This is a genomic window from Rhizobium sp. BK098 (assembly GCF_014193155.1).
Lineage (GTDB): Bacteria > Pseudomonadota > Alphaproteobacteria > Rhizobiales > Rhizobiaceae > Rhizobium.
On record NZ_JACHYY010000004.1, the window covers coordinates 151,581 to 168,271 of the forward strand.

Sequence of the window (16,691 nt, forward strand, 5' to 3'; positions counted from 1 at the left end):
GGCCTATGCCGCCTCATATCTAGACACCTGAACCGGTGCCTCATTGGACGTCGTTTCCAGGAAGAAGCGCAGCAGAAGGTTCCTTGCCGCCAGCGCACGATATTCCGCCGTGGCGCGCATGTCGGTCAGCGGCGCGTAATCCTCGGCATATTTCTCCATAGCCAGATTTACAGTTTGCTCGTTCCAGGGTTGGCCGAGCAATGCCTTTTCGACGGCAAAGGCTCGTTTCGGCGTGGCGGCCATGCCGCCATAGGCGATCCTGATATCGGCGACCACACCGTCGGCTGAAAGTGCCAGACGGAAGGCGCCGAGCGTGGCCGTGATGTCTTCGTCGCGGCGCTTCGTCACCTTGTAGACGGCGAACATTTCACCTGTTGCCGGAACCGGAATATGCACGGCTTCGACGAATTCGCCGGGCTGACGGTCCTGTTTGCCATAGGCGATGAAGAAGTCTTCAAGCGCAATGGTGCGCCGGACGGCGCCCTTGCGCAAGGTCAGGGATGCCCCGAGTGCGATCAAGGCTGGCGGCGTATCGCCGATCGGCGAACCATTGGCGATGTTGCCGCCGATCGTGCCCATGTTGCGCACCTGCTGGCCGCCGATACGGGTGATCAGCGGCCCGAGCGCCGGAATATGCTGCGACAGCGTCACGATCGCCTCCGAATAGGTGACGCCGGCGCCGATGGTGACGAGCCCGTCTTTCACCCCGATCGATTTCAACTCCTGCAGCCCAGCAATGAACACGACCGGTGTGATGTCGCGCATGTGCTTGGTGACCCAGAGGCCGACATCGGTCGAGCCGGCCACCACGGTTGCCGTCGGCGATGCCTCCAGAACCGATGCGAGATCATCAAGGTCAGCCGGCACAATAAGCCGATTACGACCCTCGCCGATTTCGACGCGGGCGCCGTCGCGAAGGGCCTGCAGGCGCGCGATCATGGTTTCGCGCTCTATCAGCAGTGGGTCGTCTTGTGTCCCGCCATAGCTGGAGATGGAGCGGGCAGCGCGCAGGATCGGCTCATAGCCGGTGCAGCGACAGAGATTGCCCTGGAGCGCCGTTTCGATCTGCTCATCCGTCGGGTTCGGCGTCTGCATCCAAAGTCCGTAGAGCGACATGACGAAACCTGGCGTGCAGAAGCCGCATTGCGAACCGTGAAAGTCGATCATGGCTTGCTGCACCGGATGCAGGTGCTCGTCGCTCGAGGCGAGATGCTCGACGGTGACCACGTGACAGCCGTCCAGTGAGCCAAGGAAGCGAATGCAGGCGTTGACGCCCTCGTAAACGAGGCCGCCCGCTGGCGTCAGCCGCCCCACAAGCACAGTGCAGGCGCCGCAGTCGCCCTCGGCGCAACCCTCCTTCGTGCCCTTCAGCGAGCGGGAGAGGCGCAGCCAGTCAAGCAGCGTCTGGTCTGGTGCCACGTCGGTAAGAGCGACGTCCCGACCGTTGAGAATGAAACGAAGTTCGGAGCGGATTGTCGTCGATGTCATCGCTCAGCTCCCGCGGTAGGTGGAATAGCTGTAGGGCGAGAGGAGGAGCGGCACATGGTAATGCGCGCCTTCGTCGGCAAGACCGAAACGGATCGGGATGATGTCTAGAAACATTGGGCCATCCGATGCGCGACCGAGATAGTCGCCGGCATGAAAGCGCAACTCGTAGATGCCGGCCTGCATGATTTCTCCCGACAGCAGCGGCGCATCGCAGCGACCGTCGTCGTTGGTCTCCGTCGACTTCAGCAGATTCGGTACATCGCCCTCGATCCGGTAGAGTTCGATGCGCAGGCCCCGGGCGGGCTTGCCAAGCGCCGTATCCAATACATGGGTCGTGAGCCGTCCGGCTCCTGGCGAATGAGACTGCATATTCTTCTCCCGAACCTGGCGCTCCTGTCTCTACTATCGGCCAGGCCCATTCCCATGAAAAGCAGCCGTAACGTTCGAGACTTTCAAAATTTCCAAGGGGAATGGCGCGCGCGATTTGCGGTTAGACATTGGGTATCGAAAACGTTTGGAGGAACGTTTCATACGATGTCGCGGCGGGACGGATGAGCTCGACTTGCGCATTTCGCGTGCACTGAGGCGTCGAAATACGTGCCGATATCGCGATATGCATTTCATGAAAAGGCAGGTTTCCGCCGGTCTCGCTGCATGGCGGAAGTAATGAATGCGCCGATTTTCGGCTGGCCCTGATGGGTGTCAGTTTGAGACGCTTGGCGGCAGAAAAACCTTGCCGCAACTGGCGGGAAACCGATGTCGTGGTGTTCGCGATCAGCGTCGGCAGTGATCGACCATGGAAATAGCCGCCGCATGGCGGCTGCCGGAGTGCCAGCGGCGCTCCGGTCGATTTCTGCTGCCCGCACCGCGGGTCAGGCGTCGAACCCAAGCGAACATATCGTCGATCGAGGAAGAGATGACTTCGGAGAATGGAAACGGGAGACCATGAATGAAAGTGATCGAAATTCAACCGCTGACAAGAGCCGCATTCGCGTCTTTCGGCGATGTGATCGAAATGGAGGGTGCGCACAGCTATCCCATCAATGCCGGCAAATGCGTTCGCTACCATGACCTCGCAAAGGTCGAAGCGATCGGCGAGGAGGCACGTACGATGATCAGCTGGCTGCGCGGCGAACCCTATGCGCTGCCATTGGAGCTGAAGATGGTCGAGCGGCATCCCCTCGGCAGCCAGGCCTTTGTGCCGCTGACCTGCAATCCATTCCTCGTCGTTGCAGCGCCGCAGACGAACAATGGTCCGGGCGAGCCGGTGGCGTTCCGCACCAGGCCCGGCCAGGGCGTCAATATCTGGCGCAATGTCTGGCACGGTATTCTGACGCCCCTCGATGGTGTCTCCGACTTCATCGTCATCGATCGCGGCGGCAAGGGCGTCAATCTCGAGCAGCATTTCTATGAAGAGACGTTTTTGATCCGCTGAAAGGAGCTGGATCGGTTCAGATATTGGAAGGGGCGCTGCCATCGCAACGCCCCTTATTTGCTAGAGCAAGTTCCCGCTTCCAACGGCTCTCGAATGCCAAAAGACCGGGTCGTTCCAGCGAATGATCCGCTCTTGCATTTAATATCCACCGTTAATCCGCAAAGAAGGCGAAGCGCACGACGAACAGAGCGGCGACGATCTGCGTTGCCGGATGCAGCATCGACCAGCGGCCGGTGAAGACCTTCACGGCCACATAGGTGATGAAGCCGAAGGCAAGGCCGTTGGCGATCGAGTAGGTGAAGGGCATCGCAAGCGCGGTGATTGCCGCCGGTGCAGCCTCGGTCAGGTCATCCCATTCGATCTCGGTCAGTTCGCGCATCATCAGGCCGGCGACATAGAGCAGCGCGGGAGCGGTCGCATAGGCCGGAACCGAAGCCGCGAGCGGCGAGAAGAACAGGGCTGCGATGAAGAGCACGGCGATGGTAATTGCCGTCAGGCCCGTCCGGCCGCCAGCCTGGACGCCCGAAGCGCTTTCGACGAAGGCCGTCGTGCTGCTGGTGCCCATCAACGAGCCGGCGATGATCGCGGCACTGTCGGCAAGCAGAGCTCTGCTTAAGCGGTTCGGCTTTCCGTCCTGGATCAGGTTCGCACGCTTGGCGATGCCGATCAGCGTCCCGGTGGCGTCGAAGACTTCGACCAGCACGAAGACGAGGATGATATGAACCAGACCGCCATGGAGAGCGCCGACGATGTCGAGTTGCAAAAAGGTCGGCATGATGGACGGCGGCGCCGAAACGATGCCGTGAAACTGGCTGACGCCAAGGATCCAGGAGAGAATGGTGACGGCGAGAATGCCGATAAGGATCGAACCTCTTATTTTCAGCGCATCGAGAACGGCGATGACGAAGAAGCCGAAGATTGCGAGAAGGGGGCCGGTCTGCTTCAGGTCGCCGAGGCCGATGAGGGTCGCCTTATTTGCAACGACGATGCCGGCGCTCTTCAGCGCGATGATCGCCAGGAAGAGACCGATACCGGCGGCAATTGCGCTTCTCAGCGAATGCGGGATGCCGGCGATCAGCCAGCTGCGCACGCCGGTCACCGTCAGCAGAACGAAGATGCAACCGGAGATGAAAACCGCTCCGAGCGCCTGCTGCCAGGTAAAGCCGAGTGCGGCAACGACGGTGAAGGCGAAGAAGGCATTGAGTCCCATGCCCGGCGCCATGCCGATCGGCCAATTGGCAACAAGGCCCATGACGATCGAACCGAGCGCGGCTGCGAGACAGGTGGCGACAAAGACCGCGTTGCGGTCCATGCCAGTCGTCGACAGAATGTCGGGATTGACGAATATGATATAGGACATCGTCAGGAACGTCGTAACGCCTGCGATGAGTTCGGTGCGCACGGACGTGCCGTGCTCACTCAATTTGAAAAGTCGTTCAAGCATTGTTCCTCCCTAAGCGTTCCCGACGCTCGTGAAATCATGGGGCTTGCCCGCATCTCCTCCAGATGCGGGCCGCGAGAAGCGGCTTTCAACGCTTCGTGGCGAGGGGGGATTGTGCGCTTTTAATGGCTTTGCGCGCTAGAGCCGGATTTCCCTGCAATTCGCGAAAGACATTCTAAATTTTCGAGCTATTTCCGCGCGAATTTCTTCCGTTTTCGGAGCCGTTACTTGATGGTCGAAGCCATCCCTCCGTCCTGCACCAGCGCTTCGTGCGGCGCAGGCAAGAAGATATGTATGCTATCTATAGCCGGAAGGTGACAAAGCCAAACTATTTCCATCGCCTGGCGAAACCGTGAAGGCCACACAGACAGCGGCTATAGAGGATTGCGGCGAGCCCGGTAACCAAAATGGAAGGCTACCGAAGGCGGAGCGCACTCAATCCGGCTGGACGCCGATCATATCTGACCGGCGCGATATTGATCGGCGATGTTTCTGCAGGCGCGGATGGTCAGGGCCATCACGGTCAGCGTGGTGCCGGCAATGCCGCTGCCCGGAAAGGCGGAAGCATCCGTCACGAGCAAGTTGGGTATGTCCCAGCTCTGGTTATGGGCGTTGAGGACAGATTCCTGGCTCGATGTCCCCATGCGCGCACCGCCGGTTTCGTGGATGGCGGCGCCCATGCACATGGTCTTGCGGAACCATGTGCGGAACATGAAACGGCTGAACGGATCGGCATCCGGGAAGGCGCCACGGCCCATTTCTCTAAGGCCGGTGGGCGAGCCGATGAATTCCAGCTCGCCGCCGACGCCACGGATCATCTCGATCAGCACCTCTTCCTGCCGGCGCAGTAGGGTGTATTCCTCCTCGCCCATGGCACATCGGATATGAGGAACGGGGATCCCCCAGGCATCCTTCCGTCGTGCATCGAGCGTGATGCGATTGTCGGCATAGGGCAGCATGCGGCCGAAGCCGAAGAAGGCCAGCCGCGAAGGCTCGTCATCCGGCGTCGGCGCCCGGCCGATGCTTCCCTGATAGTCGAAATCATCACGGCCGGCATCGCCCTCTCCAAAGCGCGGGACGAAGATGCCGCCGGAGGGATTGTAGAAGGGATCGACAGGCGCGGAATCATCGGCCGCCCATCCCTTCGCCTTGGAGAAGGAGCCGAAGGCAAGACATGGAAGCTGATCCATGAAATAATGCCCGAGTGCGCCCGAGCTGTTGCCAAGCCCGTATGGGTGGCGGGTAGTCGCCGAGTTGAGAAGCAGCCGCACGCTTTCGATCGGCGATGCCGAGAGCACGACGATGGCGGCGTGGGCGGTTTCGACCTTTCCAGTCGTGCGATCGATGAACTCGGCACCTGTCGCCCGGCCGCCGGCATCGTCGGTGGTGATACGGCGCACGATGGCGTCATGGCGGATGGTCAGCCGTCCGGTCGCCAACGCCTCTCGTAGCGGCTTCGGCGTACGCTCGGCGTCGGGCGCGATATACCGCCAGGAAACGACATGCCGATGCGGCCAGCGTCCTTCGACTTCCGTCTTGAAGATTTCTTCGGCAGGCGTCAGCTTTGCCGGATGGGCGTAGACGCCGTCGGGCAATGCGTCCACGCCATCCTCATTGCCATAAAGGCCAAGGCTGGTTTCGACCTCCGCATAGTAGGGAGCGAGCTCGTCATAGGAAACCGGCCAGTCGACGCCCTTGCCGGTCTTCGAGCGGATCTTGAAATCATCGTCGGTCCAGCGCAGCAGCACTCGGCCAAAGCTATGCAGGCGGCCGCCGCCCTGACGGCCTCGTATCCACAGGAACGGTGCATCCTTCGGCGTCGTATAGGGGTTCTTGCGATCGTTCACGAAGAAATGGCTGAAGCGCTCGGTAAAGAAGGCGGCGCGCGCCTGGATGGGCTGGCCCTTTAGCGTGGCGCGTGCGCGCTCCCAGATATTGATGCTGCTCGCCGGCGCCTTCTTGCGGTTCGGATCGAAATCTTTCTGCGTCACCGCGGGGCCGGCTTCGAGCAGCAATACCGACAGCCCTTGGGCAGTTAATTCCTTGGCGGCGAAGGAGCCGGCGGCGCCGGAGCCGATCACCAGCGCGTCATAGACAGTCTGAGACATGGATAATTTCCGTATGCTGTGAAAATGGTCTTAAAGACGGGTGCCGTCAGCGCCGAAGAGGGAGGCCTTGGCGATATCGAGGCCGGGTGCGATCGCCGTACCCGGCTGCAGGATGGCATCTCCCATGATGCGGTAGGAGAGGCTTTGGCCCGCCCAGTCGAACCACAGCACAGTATCGGCGCCCATCGGTTCGACGACCGAGACGGTGCCGGGAATGGTGGGCCAACCCGCGTCCGCGCCATTCGGGGCGATATGTTCCGGCCGGATGCCGAGCGTCGCGGGACCTGCCTTGGCGGCGCTGAGGAAAGGATAGCCGGCTAGATCGATGGCAAGCCCGTTGCTTTCGAAGACCGGCGCGCCCCCTTTCAAGACGATCTCGCCCTCGATGAAATTCATCGCCGGCGCGCCGATGAAGCCGGCGACGAAGAGATTGGTGGGGCGATGGTAGATTTCGGACGGGCTGGCGAGCTGCTGGATCACGCCGTCCTTCATGATGGCGATACGATCGGCAAGTGTCAGTGCCTCGACCTGATCATGCGTGACATAGATCATCGTATTTCCGAGGCTCTGGTGCAGCTTCTTGATCTCGACGCGCAGCTCGTTGCGAAGCTTGGCGTCGAGATTGGACAGCGGTTCGTCGAACAGGAAGACGTTGACCTCGCGCACAAGGGCGCGGCCGATCGCTACGCGCTGGCGCTGGCCGCCCGACAATTCAGAGGGACGGCGATCGAGCAGCTTGTCGAGGTGCAGAAGCGAAGCCGTGCGGGCGATGCGCGCCTCGATCTCGGCTTTGGGAAGACCCGCCACGCGCAGGCCGAAGGAGAGATTCTTGCGCACCGACATGCGGGGATAGAGCGCATAGGACTGGAAGACCATGCCGATGCCGCGGTCCTTCGGTTCTGCCCAGGTGACGTTCTTGTCCGATATCCAGATTTCGCCGTCAGTAATGTCCTGCAGGCCGGCAATGGAGTTGAGCAGGGTCGACTTTCCGCAGCCGGAAGGTCCGAGCAGCACTAGAAATTCGCGCTGAGCGACGTCGATCGACATCTTGTCGATGACGGTGTGATCGCCATAGGCGATCTTGAGATCCTTGACCGAGACGGCAGGCTGCATGGCGTTACCCCTTGACGGCCCCGGCGGCGACACCACGCAGGAACCAGCGGCCGGAGAAAAAATAGATGGCGAGCGGAACGACGGCGGTCAGGATGGTGGCCGCCATGTTCACATTGTAGGCGCGCTCGCCCATGGTGGTGTTGACGATGTTGTTGAGCTGCACGGTCATCGGCAGATTGTCGCGCCCGGCAAAGACCAGGCCGATCAGAAAATCGTTCCAGATGCCGGTAAACTGGAAGATCGAGGCGACAACGATCATGGGCACAGCCATGGGCAGCATGATCTCGATGAAGATCCGCCAGAAGCCGGCGCCATCGACGCGAGCCGCCTTACAGAGCTCTTCGGGAATGGCGACGAAATAGTTCCGGAACAGCAGTGTCACCAGCGGCAGGCCGAAGATCACGTGAACGAGGACCACACCCGCTATCGAATTATAAAGGCTGAGATTGGCGAGTAGCCGCACCAGCGGATAAAGGAAGATCTGGTAGGGGATGAGGCCGCCGGCCATCAGGAGCCCGAACAGCAGGTTCGAGCCTCTCGGCCGCCAAAAGGAGAGGGCGTAGCCGTTGATCGCGCCGATGAAGACGGAAATCGCCACGGCCGGCACGGTGATCCTGACCGAATTCCAGAAGCCGATGCGCACGCCCAGACATTGCGTGCCCATGCAGGCGCCCGACCAGGCGGTCTTCCAGGCGCCGAAGTCGATGCTATCTGGCAAGGCAAAGATGCGGCCCTGGCGGATCTCTTCCATTGTCTTCAGCGAGGTGACGAGCATCGTGTAGAGCGGCAGCAGGAAGAAGAGTGCAGACAGGATAAGGAAGGCATAGAGCCCGATCTGGCCGGCCGACAGTCGCGAAGGCTTGGGGCCGCGGGGATGAAGAGCTGCCATCAGTGTGCTCCCCTTCTTCTGGCGCGCATGGCGAGCGCATAGCGAAAAGGCGCGACGGCCATGACGACGGACAGCACGAGCACGGTGGCGCCGGCGCTGGCCAGACCGAGGTTCTGGCGCTCGAACAGATTGTCCATGATGAATTTTGCCGGCACTTCGGTCGAGTAGCCGGGGCCGCCACCGGTCTGCGCGACGATGAGGTCATAGGTCTTGATCACGCCCATGGAGAGCAGCATGCCCGACGCGGCAAGTGCTGGCCCAAGCTGCGGCAGGATGATCGAGGTATAGATGCGCCAGACCGGAATGCCGTCGATCTGAGCCGCCTTCCATTGTTCCTCGCCGATCCCGCGCATGCCTGACAGTGCGATGACCATGACAAGGCCAGCACCCTGCCAGACGCCGGCAAAGACCACCGTGTAGATCGCCATGTCGCGATTGACGATCCAGTCGAAGACGAAGCTCTGCCAGCCGAGCGCCCTGACGGTCGCCTGAATGCCGAAGGTTGGGTTCAGCATCCACTGCCAAATGAGGCCGGTAACCACGAAGGACATGGCATAGGGGTAGAGGAAGATGGTGCGAAATATACTTTCGAAGCGAACCTTGCGATCGAGCGCCGCGGCGAGCACGAAGCCCAATGCTAGGCAGCCGGCAACATAGAGTACGCCGAAGATCAGCACATTTTCCAGGGACGCGAGCCATCGCGATGTTCGGAACAGCTTGGCATATTGCGCAAAGCCGACATAGTTGGACGACGGGAAGATGGTCGAATCCGTGAATGACAGGCGCACCGACCAGACCATGGTGCCGATATAGATGAAAATGGCGGCAATCCATGTCGGCAGCAGGGCGAAGGTCGCAGCAAGGGGACGTCTGCGCTTGGCTTGCATCAGCAAACTTTCTCGAAAGGATGGGCAGAGCCGATCGACAGGGAACTCGGACGACCGGCTCGCTGAGGGTCTATTCGAAGATCGCGAAGAACTTCTCCGCCCCCGAGGCGCTATCTTCGGACGGATTGGTCCAGAACTCGTCGACGAAGTCGTTGAGGGCGCCGGCCTGCTGCGGCGAGAGGATCAGAGCCTGATCGGGCACGATCTTGCCGGCGCTCATCAGCTCAAGGCCTTTCTGCGCGCAGATGTCGAGCTTGGACTTGTCGACGTCGGTCCGCATGGGCACCGAGCCCTTCTTCAGCGAAAACTCCACCTGCACGGCCGGATCCATGGCGACCTCGGCAAGCAGGGTCTGGCCCTTCTGTGCGGTCGCATCGGCGATCTTCGGGAAGGAGAAGGAATCGGCGACATAGACCATGCCCGGCGATTGCGGCGCGAGCATGCAGCCATAGTCCTTGCCCAGTTCCTTGCCGGCGGCCACGAACTCACCCTTGGCCCAGTCACCCATGAATTGCACGCCGGCCTTTCCGGTGATGACCATGGCGGTTGCGTCGTTCCAATTGCGGCCGGCGGCACCTTCATCGACATAGGCGCGCAGCTTGCCGAGGATATCCAGCGTCTTCTTTACGCCTGCCATCGAGGCGTCGCCCTTGTCTTTGTCGACATAGATCTTGAGGAAGCCGTCAATGCCGACCTGGGTCAGCAGGATCATGTTGAAGACCTTGGATTCCTGCCAGGATTGGCCGCCCCAGGCGACGGGCTGAATGCCTGATGCCTTCAGCTTGTCGAGGGCCGAGAAGAATTCGTCCCAGCTCTTCGGCTCGTCAGTGAGGCCAGCCTTGGCGAAGGCATCCTTGGAATAGAACACCCAGCTCTCGCCATGGGCGCCGGTCGGAGAGAGGTAGACCTTGCCATTATAGGAGATGAGGTCGTAAATCGACTTGGGCAGGACATCGGCCCATTTGCCGGCTTTCGCCACATCGTCGATCGGGCTCATAAGTCCCTGATTGACGAAATCGGTGTTGGCAAGGCCGAGCACGGCCTGCTTGGCGGTCGGCGGGTCGCCCGCGACCAAACGGTTCTGGAAAGCCGCATCGGCCGCGCCGAAGCCGGCGATGGAAGAATCCTTCCAGGTGCCGCCGCGCTTCTCGAACTCCTGTTTGACGACGCCGAGGGCCGCGGCCTCGCTGCCTGAGGTCCATGAGGTCATAACCTCAGCCTGCGGCTTGTCTTCTGCATGGGCAGTCATCGAGGCCGTGACGAGTGCGGCTCCCATCAATAGCAATTTCACTGTATTTTTCATCGTTCCACCTCTTCAGGAAAGCCCTCTTGGCGGGGCCATTCGTTTTCGGATTTTTGGTATCAGCGATAGATCGGCAAGAGCGCCTGCCTGACGAGCGTCAGCCCGCTGGCGATATCGCCGACCGGATCGGGTGCGGCGTCGAGCTCGAGGATGGCCCAGCCTTCATAGCCCCGGTCGCGCAGCAGCCTGGCCCAGCCCGGCCAATCGACCCGGCCGAGGCCGAAGCCGCAGAAATAGGGGCGATGGCGGTCATGGATATGCTCGTCGATGACCGTATCGGCCGGCATCGGACCCAGCGCATCCTTCCAGTGAGCGATAATGACGCGCTCGTGATGGCGATCGACAAGCTGCAGCGGATCGGAGCCGGCAACGATGATATGCGCCGTATCCGGGCACATATGCACGTAGGCGGGATCGGTCAGTAGCATCAGCAGATCGACGTCGCGTGCTGCCGCGAAGATTGAATGCGCCTCGGTGTGGAGAGCGAGACGCACACCTTTGACATAGAGAGCAGCGCCGAGGCGATTGAGGAAATCGGCAATTTTGCGCGCCTGCTCGAAGTCGAAGAAGCGTGTCGGCTGAGCGCCGAGCGTCTGGCGAAGCGGTGCACCGATGACCATGATATCGCTGCCGCAGGCTTTAAGGAATTCGGCATATTTTTCGGCCTTGTCGATGATAGCGGCCTGCGCTGATGCCTCGGTGAAATCGCCGGCGGCTTCGAGCTCGGCAAAGAAGCCGCTCGCAAGCGTCAGCCCACGCCTTGAAAGCTCGGCGGCAAACTTCTCGACCGAACCATAGGTCTTCGTTGCATCCTGCCAGTTGAAGGGTGAGAAGGTCAACTCCACGCCGGTAACGCCGGAGGCTTGCACGGCATCCAGTATCTTGTCCCAGAAGGCGCGCGGCTCATCGCGCGAAAGCGCGATGATGCCGTCATAATCCTCTACGCCCCAAAATCCAGGGTGGAAAAAGGTGACGAGATCGACACCAAAGCGCAGCCGTTCCGTAGAGGTCATGAGACTATCCGTTGTTAAGGCATGGAAGATCGCTCGTGGAACCATGGCTCACGGCAAATAATCCATAATGATTTCAATGCACTGCAATTGGCAAACGTTTGCCGTGCCTGAATAGTAGACAAGTCGTTTTTTTATGCAAGCGATTTTTGGCAAACGTTTGCTAAACGGCTGGGATTGCCGTAGCATCCCGCGCGATGGGCATTGGGAAGGACGCCAAAAAGTGAAGAATAACAAGGATCTGCCGGCAGAAGAGCATTCCGGCCCTCTGATGGCGGATGTCGCACGGCTGGCAGGCGTCGCGATCTCCACGGTGAGCCGGGCGCTCGCCAATCCCGGTCGCGTGAACGAAAAGACGCGCGCCAAGATCGACGCTGCCGCCAAGCAGCTCGGCTATACGCCCAATGCCATGGCGAGGGGGCTCCGTGTCGGCAAGTCCAATGTCGTCATGATCATTCTGCCGGGCTCGCTCTATTACGGTGTTTCGCAGGTCATCCCTCTGGTCCTACAGGGAATAAACAGGTCGTTGAGGCAGAATGGTTATCATCTGATGATTGCCAACCTCGATCGTGACGAGGCTTCGGAGCGCCATATCCTCGATCTGGCTTTCGGAGGCACGGTGCGTGGTGCCATCATTCTCTCCTCGGATCTGCCGGTTCATGGCGGTCGGTCACTGAAGGATTCCGCTCTGCCGATTGTCTCTCTTTTGTTCGACATGAGCCACGCAGCCCTGCCGAGTGTCGTAACCAATGATCGCCAGGCCGTTCGCGATGCCACGACCGAATTGATTGCTCTCGGCCATCGGCGTTTCCTTTATCTTGCCGGTCCCGAGGGCAATTACCATGACCGAGAACGCTATCTGGGTGCCGTTGAAGCGCTTGCCGCCGCGGGTCTGCCGGAGACGGCGATCGTCAGGTCCGGCGGCAGCCTTGATTATCAGCATGGTTTCCAGATCGGCGTCGCTGCGGCGGCGGAATTTGCCGATCTCATCTTGAAGCCCACGGCCGTCATTGCCACCAGCGACGACATGGCGATTTCTTTCATGAGCTGCGTTCAACGCATGGGTTGGAAGATTCCAACCGATCTTTCCATTGTGTCCTTCGACGGCGCCCCGGTCTGTGAGTATTCGCTGCCGCCATTGTCGACCATCGAACAGCCTGTCGAGGAAATGGGGCAGATGGCCGTGAGCTTGCTGATGGAACGGATCGACGCGCCGGATAAGGCGACGGCCTTGCGTCATGTCATCGAAAGCAAGCTCATTCGGCGCGAAAGCTTTGGTCCGGCGCCGTCAAATGTTTAGGGACAGCTCTGCATTTTTCATCCGGGCGTAAAAGAGCCGCAGCTATAGGGACATCATTATAGTGAATTATAGCGAGAGCACCGACGTTCTCTCCCGCTCACCGTATGACATTCGGTATGGAGCGTTCGATCCGGACATCCAGGCGGATGACACGGGTGCTGAGTGTTTGAGATTCGCGCAAGATCTCGAAAACAGGCAGGAAAACCGGACGGATGATGGTAAACCACGAAGCGACATCATCGATACCGGCGCTGACACTTGCGGCCGCGCCGCTTTCATCCCTGCCAACGATCAAAAGATTACCAGCCAGAGGGGAGGAGTGCCCCTTCAAATCCGTAACGCTCGAAAGGCCGTCGATAAGGCCATTCTTATCGGTATAGAGAAAATGCGCATCCTCGATTCTGATAACATCGACTTTGCTGGCCCTCACCAACTTGCGGATGTATTCGGTACGGTTGCTGGCGGGAAGCATCACCGTGCGAATGGTTCCATCAGCCGGATTTAAAAGATACGCCTTGGCTTCGGGCGGGGAAGTTTCTTCAGTTTGCTCTTCGACAGGGCGTGGTTCCAGCGCAGGGAGGAGTCGCAGCTTTGTTCGCGCTCTCCCCTGGGATCCAGATCGGCCATAGCTATCCGTCATTCACCGTTCCCTTGCCACATCGAGAATTAGCATTGGAAGAGACAGGGCCTTATAGGCACGAGATTATGCAACTTTTGCAAGCATCAAAATTCGCTCGGTGTGTTGCCTTTTCTTCAACGGGAGAGCGACTCCTAATCTCCTGCGTTCGAATAATTTCACGGAGATAATCATAAGACTCGCGGCCTCGCCATACGCCGCTTAAGGAAGAGGATGATCAGGGGAAGTCAGGTGGCAGCGTAGATAAGCAGTGACTTGCCTCGATAGGGAACGGCTATTCAAACGTATTGGTCGATGTTTTTCCATTTTGAAGAGAAATCTCATCAAAATACTTCTCAAAGTATCTGCGCGCAATGATTGAAGTCATCGAGAGACTGCGCTTGGGATCGACGATCAGAGAAAGCACCATTGGCGGTAAGTCGTTGTCCGCTATGCGGGCGTAGTGCAATCCAACCTCATGGGCAAGGGGCCCGCCGGCAGGCATGGCCGTCACGCCGAAACCGCAGCCCTCGCGGACCATGGAACGCATGAGCGACAGGCTATTGGTGGTCAAAATTGGCTGAAAGCGGATGTCAATACGGGCAGCGGCGATATCGACGATATCGCGTAGGTGGCTGCTGGTGTCGGGTACAATTATCGGCTTCTTGAAGAATTCGTCTATGGATATGCTGTCAGGCCGTTCAAGGTGGGGATCTCCCGGCAGCATGGCAATGAGATGAAAGTCGGCGGAACGCGTGACGACGACTCCCGGCAAGGGCAGGGGGCTGAAGGTAAGGCCGAAGTCTGCGCCCCCATCCCTAACCAGCTGCCGCACACGGTCGGAATCCTCCACTGCGATCGCATTGCGGATACGAGGATGATCCTTCGTGAACCGCGCAATCACTGCGGGCAGGAAATCGGGCACCGCTTCTTGCGACGAGGCTATTTTCACCTCGCCGCGGCGAAGTCCTTTCAGCTCCTCGATTTCGGATTTGATGCGGGAAAGGTCCTTATTCCATTCCCTATAGCCATTGACGAGCAATTCGCCCGCCGATGTCAGCCGCATGCCGCGCGGCAGGCGCTCGAAGAGAGTGACGCCAAACTCCTCCTCGGCGCTGATGAGCTGTTTGTTGATCGCTGAAGCCGATACGTTCAGCTTTTCGGCGGCCTTTCTGATCGAGCCGTGATTGGCGATCTCGTCGAGGTAATGCGCGAAGCGGGAAAACAGGAGCCTGCTCATTCGGAGCTATACCTCGTTGAAGAAAAGGAAACATACCAGACGAATTTTGTTGGTTGTAAAAATCGTGTGATCTGGTGTCTATTAAGACGAGAATTTGAATGCAAACAATGTGCCAAAAAGGCCGCAGTGATGTATCTTGAGACTTCTCAAACCTATCAGGTACGGGTTGCGGGCGAAAATTTCAGCCTGCCGATCGTCCGGCTGAGCGAGCGTCGCGCGATCGCATTGCTGATGGTAATCGATATGGGGATCCGGTTCGGAGATCTCGTCGGCGAGGCCCTTGCCCGTCATTTCACGCAGTCGAAACCCGATATTGTCGTCGGCAGCGCTACTTTGGGCGTGCCGGTCGCCATAGAGGTTTCGCGGCGCCTTGGTATCGATCAATATGTCATCTTGCAGAAATCGCCCAAGTTTCATCTTGCCGATGCCTTGGTCGAGGATGTCCGTTCCATCACGACCGCAGTGCCGCAGCGTCTCCTGCTCGATCGCCGTTCGATAAAACTGCTTCAAGGCAGACGCGTCCTTGTTGTCGACGATGTTATCGCAACCGGTTCCAGCATGGCGGCCGCTCTCAGGCTGGTGCGCCGTGCAGGCGCAAACATCATTGGCGCCGGCGCCATTCTGACCGAGGGTCATGCCTGGCGGAATTTGCTGGGTGATGACGCCCGTCTCGTGACCAGCCTGGGACATATTCCACAGTTCGATATTGTCGATGGGGTGGCGACGCCCGATGTCGTCACCGAAAAGGACGCTTGGACGGATGATCTGGCTTCGCCTGGCAAGAATTTGACGCAGTTCCAGCGAAGACGCGCGGCAATCCAAAAGAGCGCAGCAGGGATGTAGGTAAGTCGCCGATCCCTAGCATGGCTATCTTGATGCAGCCGGTCCATGACGCGCATGAATGGATTGGCCGATCGATGTCCCTTATGCTAGGTGATGTTTTATATGCAATCTGAAATGGTTTTTACGAACGGAAACACGCATAGTCACTCAATTCTTGGAAGAGGTTTTTCTGTGAGCCGGCAATCGATTCCCATCCCAGTCTCAATTCGATTGCTTCGCGATCTTCGTTTCAAAAACCCATCCAAGCCTCTGAAGTTCGAGACGTACTGTAACTGAGGTTGGCAGGTGGCGTGTTCACACTGCCTTTCATGATCGGATGGGCGATTATCCGAGCAAGTGCATGCATTATAGATAAAGCGCGTCACTGCGCTTGAATGGTCGCGGAGAGCCTCTCAGCCGGTTCTTCGGCAATTTTTGGAAATTACTTTTTAAAGGAACCAAAATCATGCAGCCAGCGAGCATGTCACAAACTGACGGCAATACACTCTTTCCCATCGTCCTCTCGATCGTGGCGGCAGCCGCGACCGGTGTGCTTTGGGCCTATGCCAATCCGATCCAACTCGTGCCGGGGATCATTCAGTGGCGCATTTTCGCCTTCCTGCCGCCAGTGATCGGCATTCTGCTCGGCTGGCGCAGCGGCTTCATCTGCGGCTATCTCGGCACCATTGTCTGGTCGCTTCTTGCCGGCACGTTCATACCCGCGCATTCGCTTATTGTTGATGGCATCATGGTCGGTCTGACCGGTCTCGTGCCGGGGCTCTTCTTCGATCCTGCCAAGACGGTCTTCGATCGCGCCGCGCTGATCAAGATTGCCGTGGTCTGCCTTGTCATCGGGCTGATCATGGTGGCGGCGGTGTCAGCAAGCCTTGCCTATCTCGGCATTTTCCCGTTCTGGTGGGGCTTCGGCTATATCGGCCTGTCCGACATCGTCCCGATGGTCGTCGGCACGCCGCTTCTGATCATCCCGGCCCTGAAAATTCTGAAGAGTGCTCATCCCGCCGGTTTCAAGCGCTTCTGA

The 16,691-nt window shown here is 59.1% G+C and carries 16 protein-coding genes; 4 read left to right on the plus strand and 12 right to left on the minus strand.

Annotated elements, in window-relative coordinates:
• Positions 1-3: 3 nt before the first annotated feature.
• The 3 genes from xdhA to FHT73_RS12735 form a co-directional block, all read right to left on the minus strand.
• Positions 4-1,488, minus strand: a complete 1,485-nt coding sequence (gene xdhA / locus FHT73_RS12725) for a xanthine dehydrogenase small subunit (RefSeq protein WP_183712041.1) — start codon at positions 1,486-1,488, stop codon at positions 4-6.
• A gap of 3 nt (positions 1,489-1,491) precedes the next feature.
• A complete protein-coding gene (gene uraH / locus FHT73_RS12730; protein WP_112399913.1) occupies positions 1,492-1,857 on the minus strand; it encodes a hydroxyisourate hydrolase in 366 nt (121 codons plus the stop codon).
• Between the two features lie 121 nt (positions 1,858-1,978).
• A complete protein-coding gene (locus FHT73_RS12735; protein ID WP_183712042.1) occupies positions 1,979-2,377 on the minus strand; it encodes a hypothetical protein in 399 nt (132 codons plus the stop codon).
• A gap of 60 nt (positions 2,378-2,437) precedes the next feature.
• Here FHT73_RS12735 and FHT73_RS12740 point away from each other — a divergent pair, with 60 nt between their 5' ends.
• A complete protein-coding gene (locus FHT73_RS12740; protein WP_183712044.1) occupies positions 2,438-2,923 on the plus strand; it encodes an ureidoglycolate lyase in 486 nt (161 codons plus the stop codon).
• Between the two features lie 151 nt (positions 2,924-3,074).
• Here FHT73_RS12740 and FHT73_RS12745 read toward each other — a convergent pair whose 3' ends face one another.
• The 7 genes from FHT73_RS12745 to FHT73_RS12775 form a co-directional block, all read right to left on the minus strand.
• On the minus strand, positions 3,075-4,367 hold the full coding sequence (locus tag FHT73_RS12745; RefSeq protein WP_183712046.1) for an NCS2 family permease: 1,293 nt from the start codon (positions 4,365-4,367) through the stop codon (positions 3,075-3,077).
• 452 nt (positions 4,368-4,819) lie between these two features.
• Positions 4,820-6,472 (minus strand): GMC family oxidoreductase, encoded by a 1,653-nt coding sequence (locus FHT73_RS12750; protein ID WP_183712048.1) that lies wholly within the window; start codon positions 6,470-6,472, stop codon positions 4,820-4,822.
• A 30-nt stretch (positions 6,473-6,502) separates the two neighbouring features.
• The gene (locus FHT73_RS12755) at positions 6,503-7,585 is read right to left on the minus strand and encodes an ATP-binding cassette domain-containing protein (protein ID WP_183712059.1); all 1,083 of its coding nucleotides are present in this window, start codon (positions 7,583-7,585) and stop codon (positions 6,503-6,505) included.
• 4 nt (positions 7,586-7,589) lie between these two features.
• Positions 7,590-8,474: a carbohydrate ABC transporter permease gene (locus FHT73_RS12760; RefSeq protein WP_183712060.1), complete on the minus strand. Its 885-nt coding sequence runs from the start codon at positions 8,472-8,474 to the stop codon at positions 7,590-7,592.
• Positions 8,474-9,361, minus strand: a complete 888-nt coding sequence (locus FHT73_RS12765; protein WP_183712062.1) for a sugar ABC transporter permease — start codon at positions 9,359-9,361, stop codon at positions 8,474-8,476. Before FHT73_RS12765 ends, FHT73_RS12760 begins: the two co-directional genes overlap by 1 nt.
• A gap of 70 nt (positions 9,362-9,431) precedes the next feature.
• Positions 9,432-10,664 carry an ABC transporter substrate-binding protein gene (locus tag FHT73_RS12770; protein ID WP_183712064.1) on the minus strand — a complete coding sequence of 411 codons (1,233 nt, stop codon included), beginning with the start codon at positions 10,662-10,664 and terminating at the stop codon, positions 9,432-9,434.
• A gap of 59 nt (positions 10,665-10,723) precedes the next feature.
• The gene (locus FHT73_RS12775) at positions 10,724-11,677 is read right to left on the minus strand and encodes a sugar phosphate isomerase/epimerase (RefSeq protein ID WP_183712067.1); all 954 of its coding nucleotides are present in this window, start codon (positions 11,675-11,677) and stop codon (positions 10,724-10,726) included.
• 220 nt (positions 11,678-11,897) lie between these two features.
• On the opposite strand from FHT73_RS12775, the gene FHT73_RS12780 reads away from it, so the two are divergent.
• Positions 11,898-12,974, plus strand: coding sequence for a LacI family DNA-binding transcriptional regulator (locus FHT73_RS12780; RefSeq protein WP_183712069.1), 1,077 nt, complete (start codon positions 11,898-11,900; stop codon positions 12,972-12,974).
• 97 nt (positions 12,975-13,071) lie between these two features.
• Here FHT73_RS12780 and FHT73_RS12785 read toward each other — a convergent pair whose 3' ends face one another.
• The gene (locus FHT73_RS12785; protein WP_246712103.1) at positions 13,072-13,614 is read right to left on the minus strand and encodes a hypothetical protein; all 543 of its coding nucleotides are present in this window, start codon (positions 13,612-13,614) and stop codon (positions 13,072-13,074) included.
• A 271-nt stretch (positions 13,615-13,885) separates the two neighbouring features.
• On the minus strand, positions 13,886-14,830 hold the full coding sequence (locus FHT73_RS12790; protein WP_112609981.1) for a LysR family transcriptional regulator: 945 nt from the start codon (positions 14,828-14,830) through the stop codon (positions 13,886-13,888).
• On the opposite strand from FHT73_RS12790, the gene FHT73_RS12795 reads away from it, so the two are divergent.
• Both FHT73_RS12795 and FHT73_RS12800 read left to right on the plus strand, forming a co-directional pair.
• The gene (locus FHT73_RS12795) at positions 14,798-15,673 is read left to right on the plus strand and encodes a phosphoribosyltransferase family protein (protein WP_246712104.1); all 876 of its coding nucleotides are present in this window, start codon (positions 14,798-14,800) and stop codon (positions 15,671-15,673) included. The genes FHT73_RS12790 and FHT73_RS12795 overlap by 33 nt on opposite strands.
• 445 nt (positions 15,674-16,118) lie before the next feature.
• A complete protein-coding gene (locus FHT73_RS12800) occupies positions 16,119-16,691 on the plus strand; it encodes an aminotriazole resistance protein (protein WP_112410989.1) in 573 nt (190 codons plus the stop codon).

Coding starts and splice junctions, on each gene's coding strand:
- xdhA (WP_183712041.1), bottom strand. CDS start 1,488: ATGACATCGACGACAATCCGCTCCGAACTTCGTTTCATTCTCAACGGT.
- uraH (WP_112399913.1), bottom strand. CDS start 1,857: ATGCAGTCTCATTCGCCAGGAGCCGGACGGCTCACGACCCATGTATTG.
- FHT73_RS12740 (WP_183712044.1), top strand. CDS start 2,438: ATGAAAGTGATCGAAATTCAACCGCTGACAAGAGCCGCATTCGCGTCT.
- FHT73_RS12745 (WP_183712046.1), bottom strand. CDS start 4,367: ATGCTTGAACGACTTTTCAAATTGAGTGAGCACGGCACGTCCGTGCGC.
- FHT73_RS12750 (WP_183712048.1), bottom strand. CDS start 6,472: ATGTCTCAGACTGTCTATGACGCGCTGGTGATCGGCTCCGGCGCCGCC.
- FHT73_RS12755 (WP_183712059.1), bottom strand. CDS start 7,585: ATGCAGCCTGCCGTCTCGGTCAAGGATCTCAAGATCGCCTATGGCGAT.
- FHT73_RS12760 (WP_183712060.1), bottom strand. CDS start 8,474: ATGGCAGCTCTTCATCCCCGCGGCCCCAAGCCTTCGCGACTGTCGGCC.
- FHT73_RS12765 (WP_183712062.1), bottom strand. CDS start 9,361: ATGCAAGCCAAGCGCAGACGTCCCCTTGCTGCGACCTTCGCCCTGCTG.
- FHT73_RS12770 (WP_183712064.1), bottom strand. CDS start 10,664: ATGAAAAATACAGTGAAATTGCTATTGATGGGAGCCGCACTCGTCACG.
- FHT73_RS12775 (WP_183712067.1), bottom strand. CDS start 11,677: ATGACCTCTACGGAACGGCTGCGCTTTGGTGTCGATCTCGTCACCTTT.
- FHT73_RS12785 (WP_246712103.1), bottom strand. CDS start 13,614: ATGACGGATAGCTATGGCCGATCTGGATCCCAGGGGAGAGCGCGAACA.
- FHT73_RS12795 (WP_246712104.1), top strand. CDS start 14,798: ATGCGCGAAGCGGGAAAACAGGAGCCTGCTCATTCGGAGCTATACCTC.
- FHT73_RS12790 (WP_112609981.1), bottom strand. CDS start 14,830: ATGAGCAGGCTCCTGTTTTCCCGCTTCGCGCATTACCTCGACGAGATC.
- FHT73_RS12800 (WP_112410989.1), top strand. CDS start 16,119: ATGCAGCCAGCGAGCATGTCACAAACTGACGGCAATACACTCTTTCCC.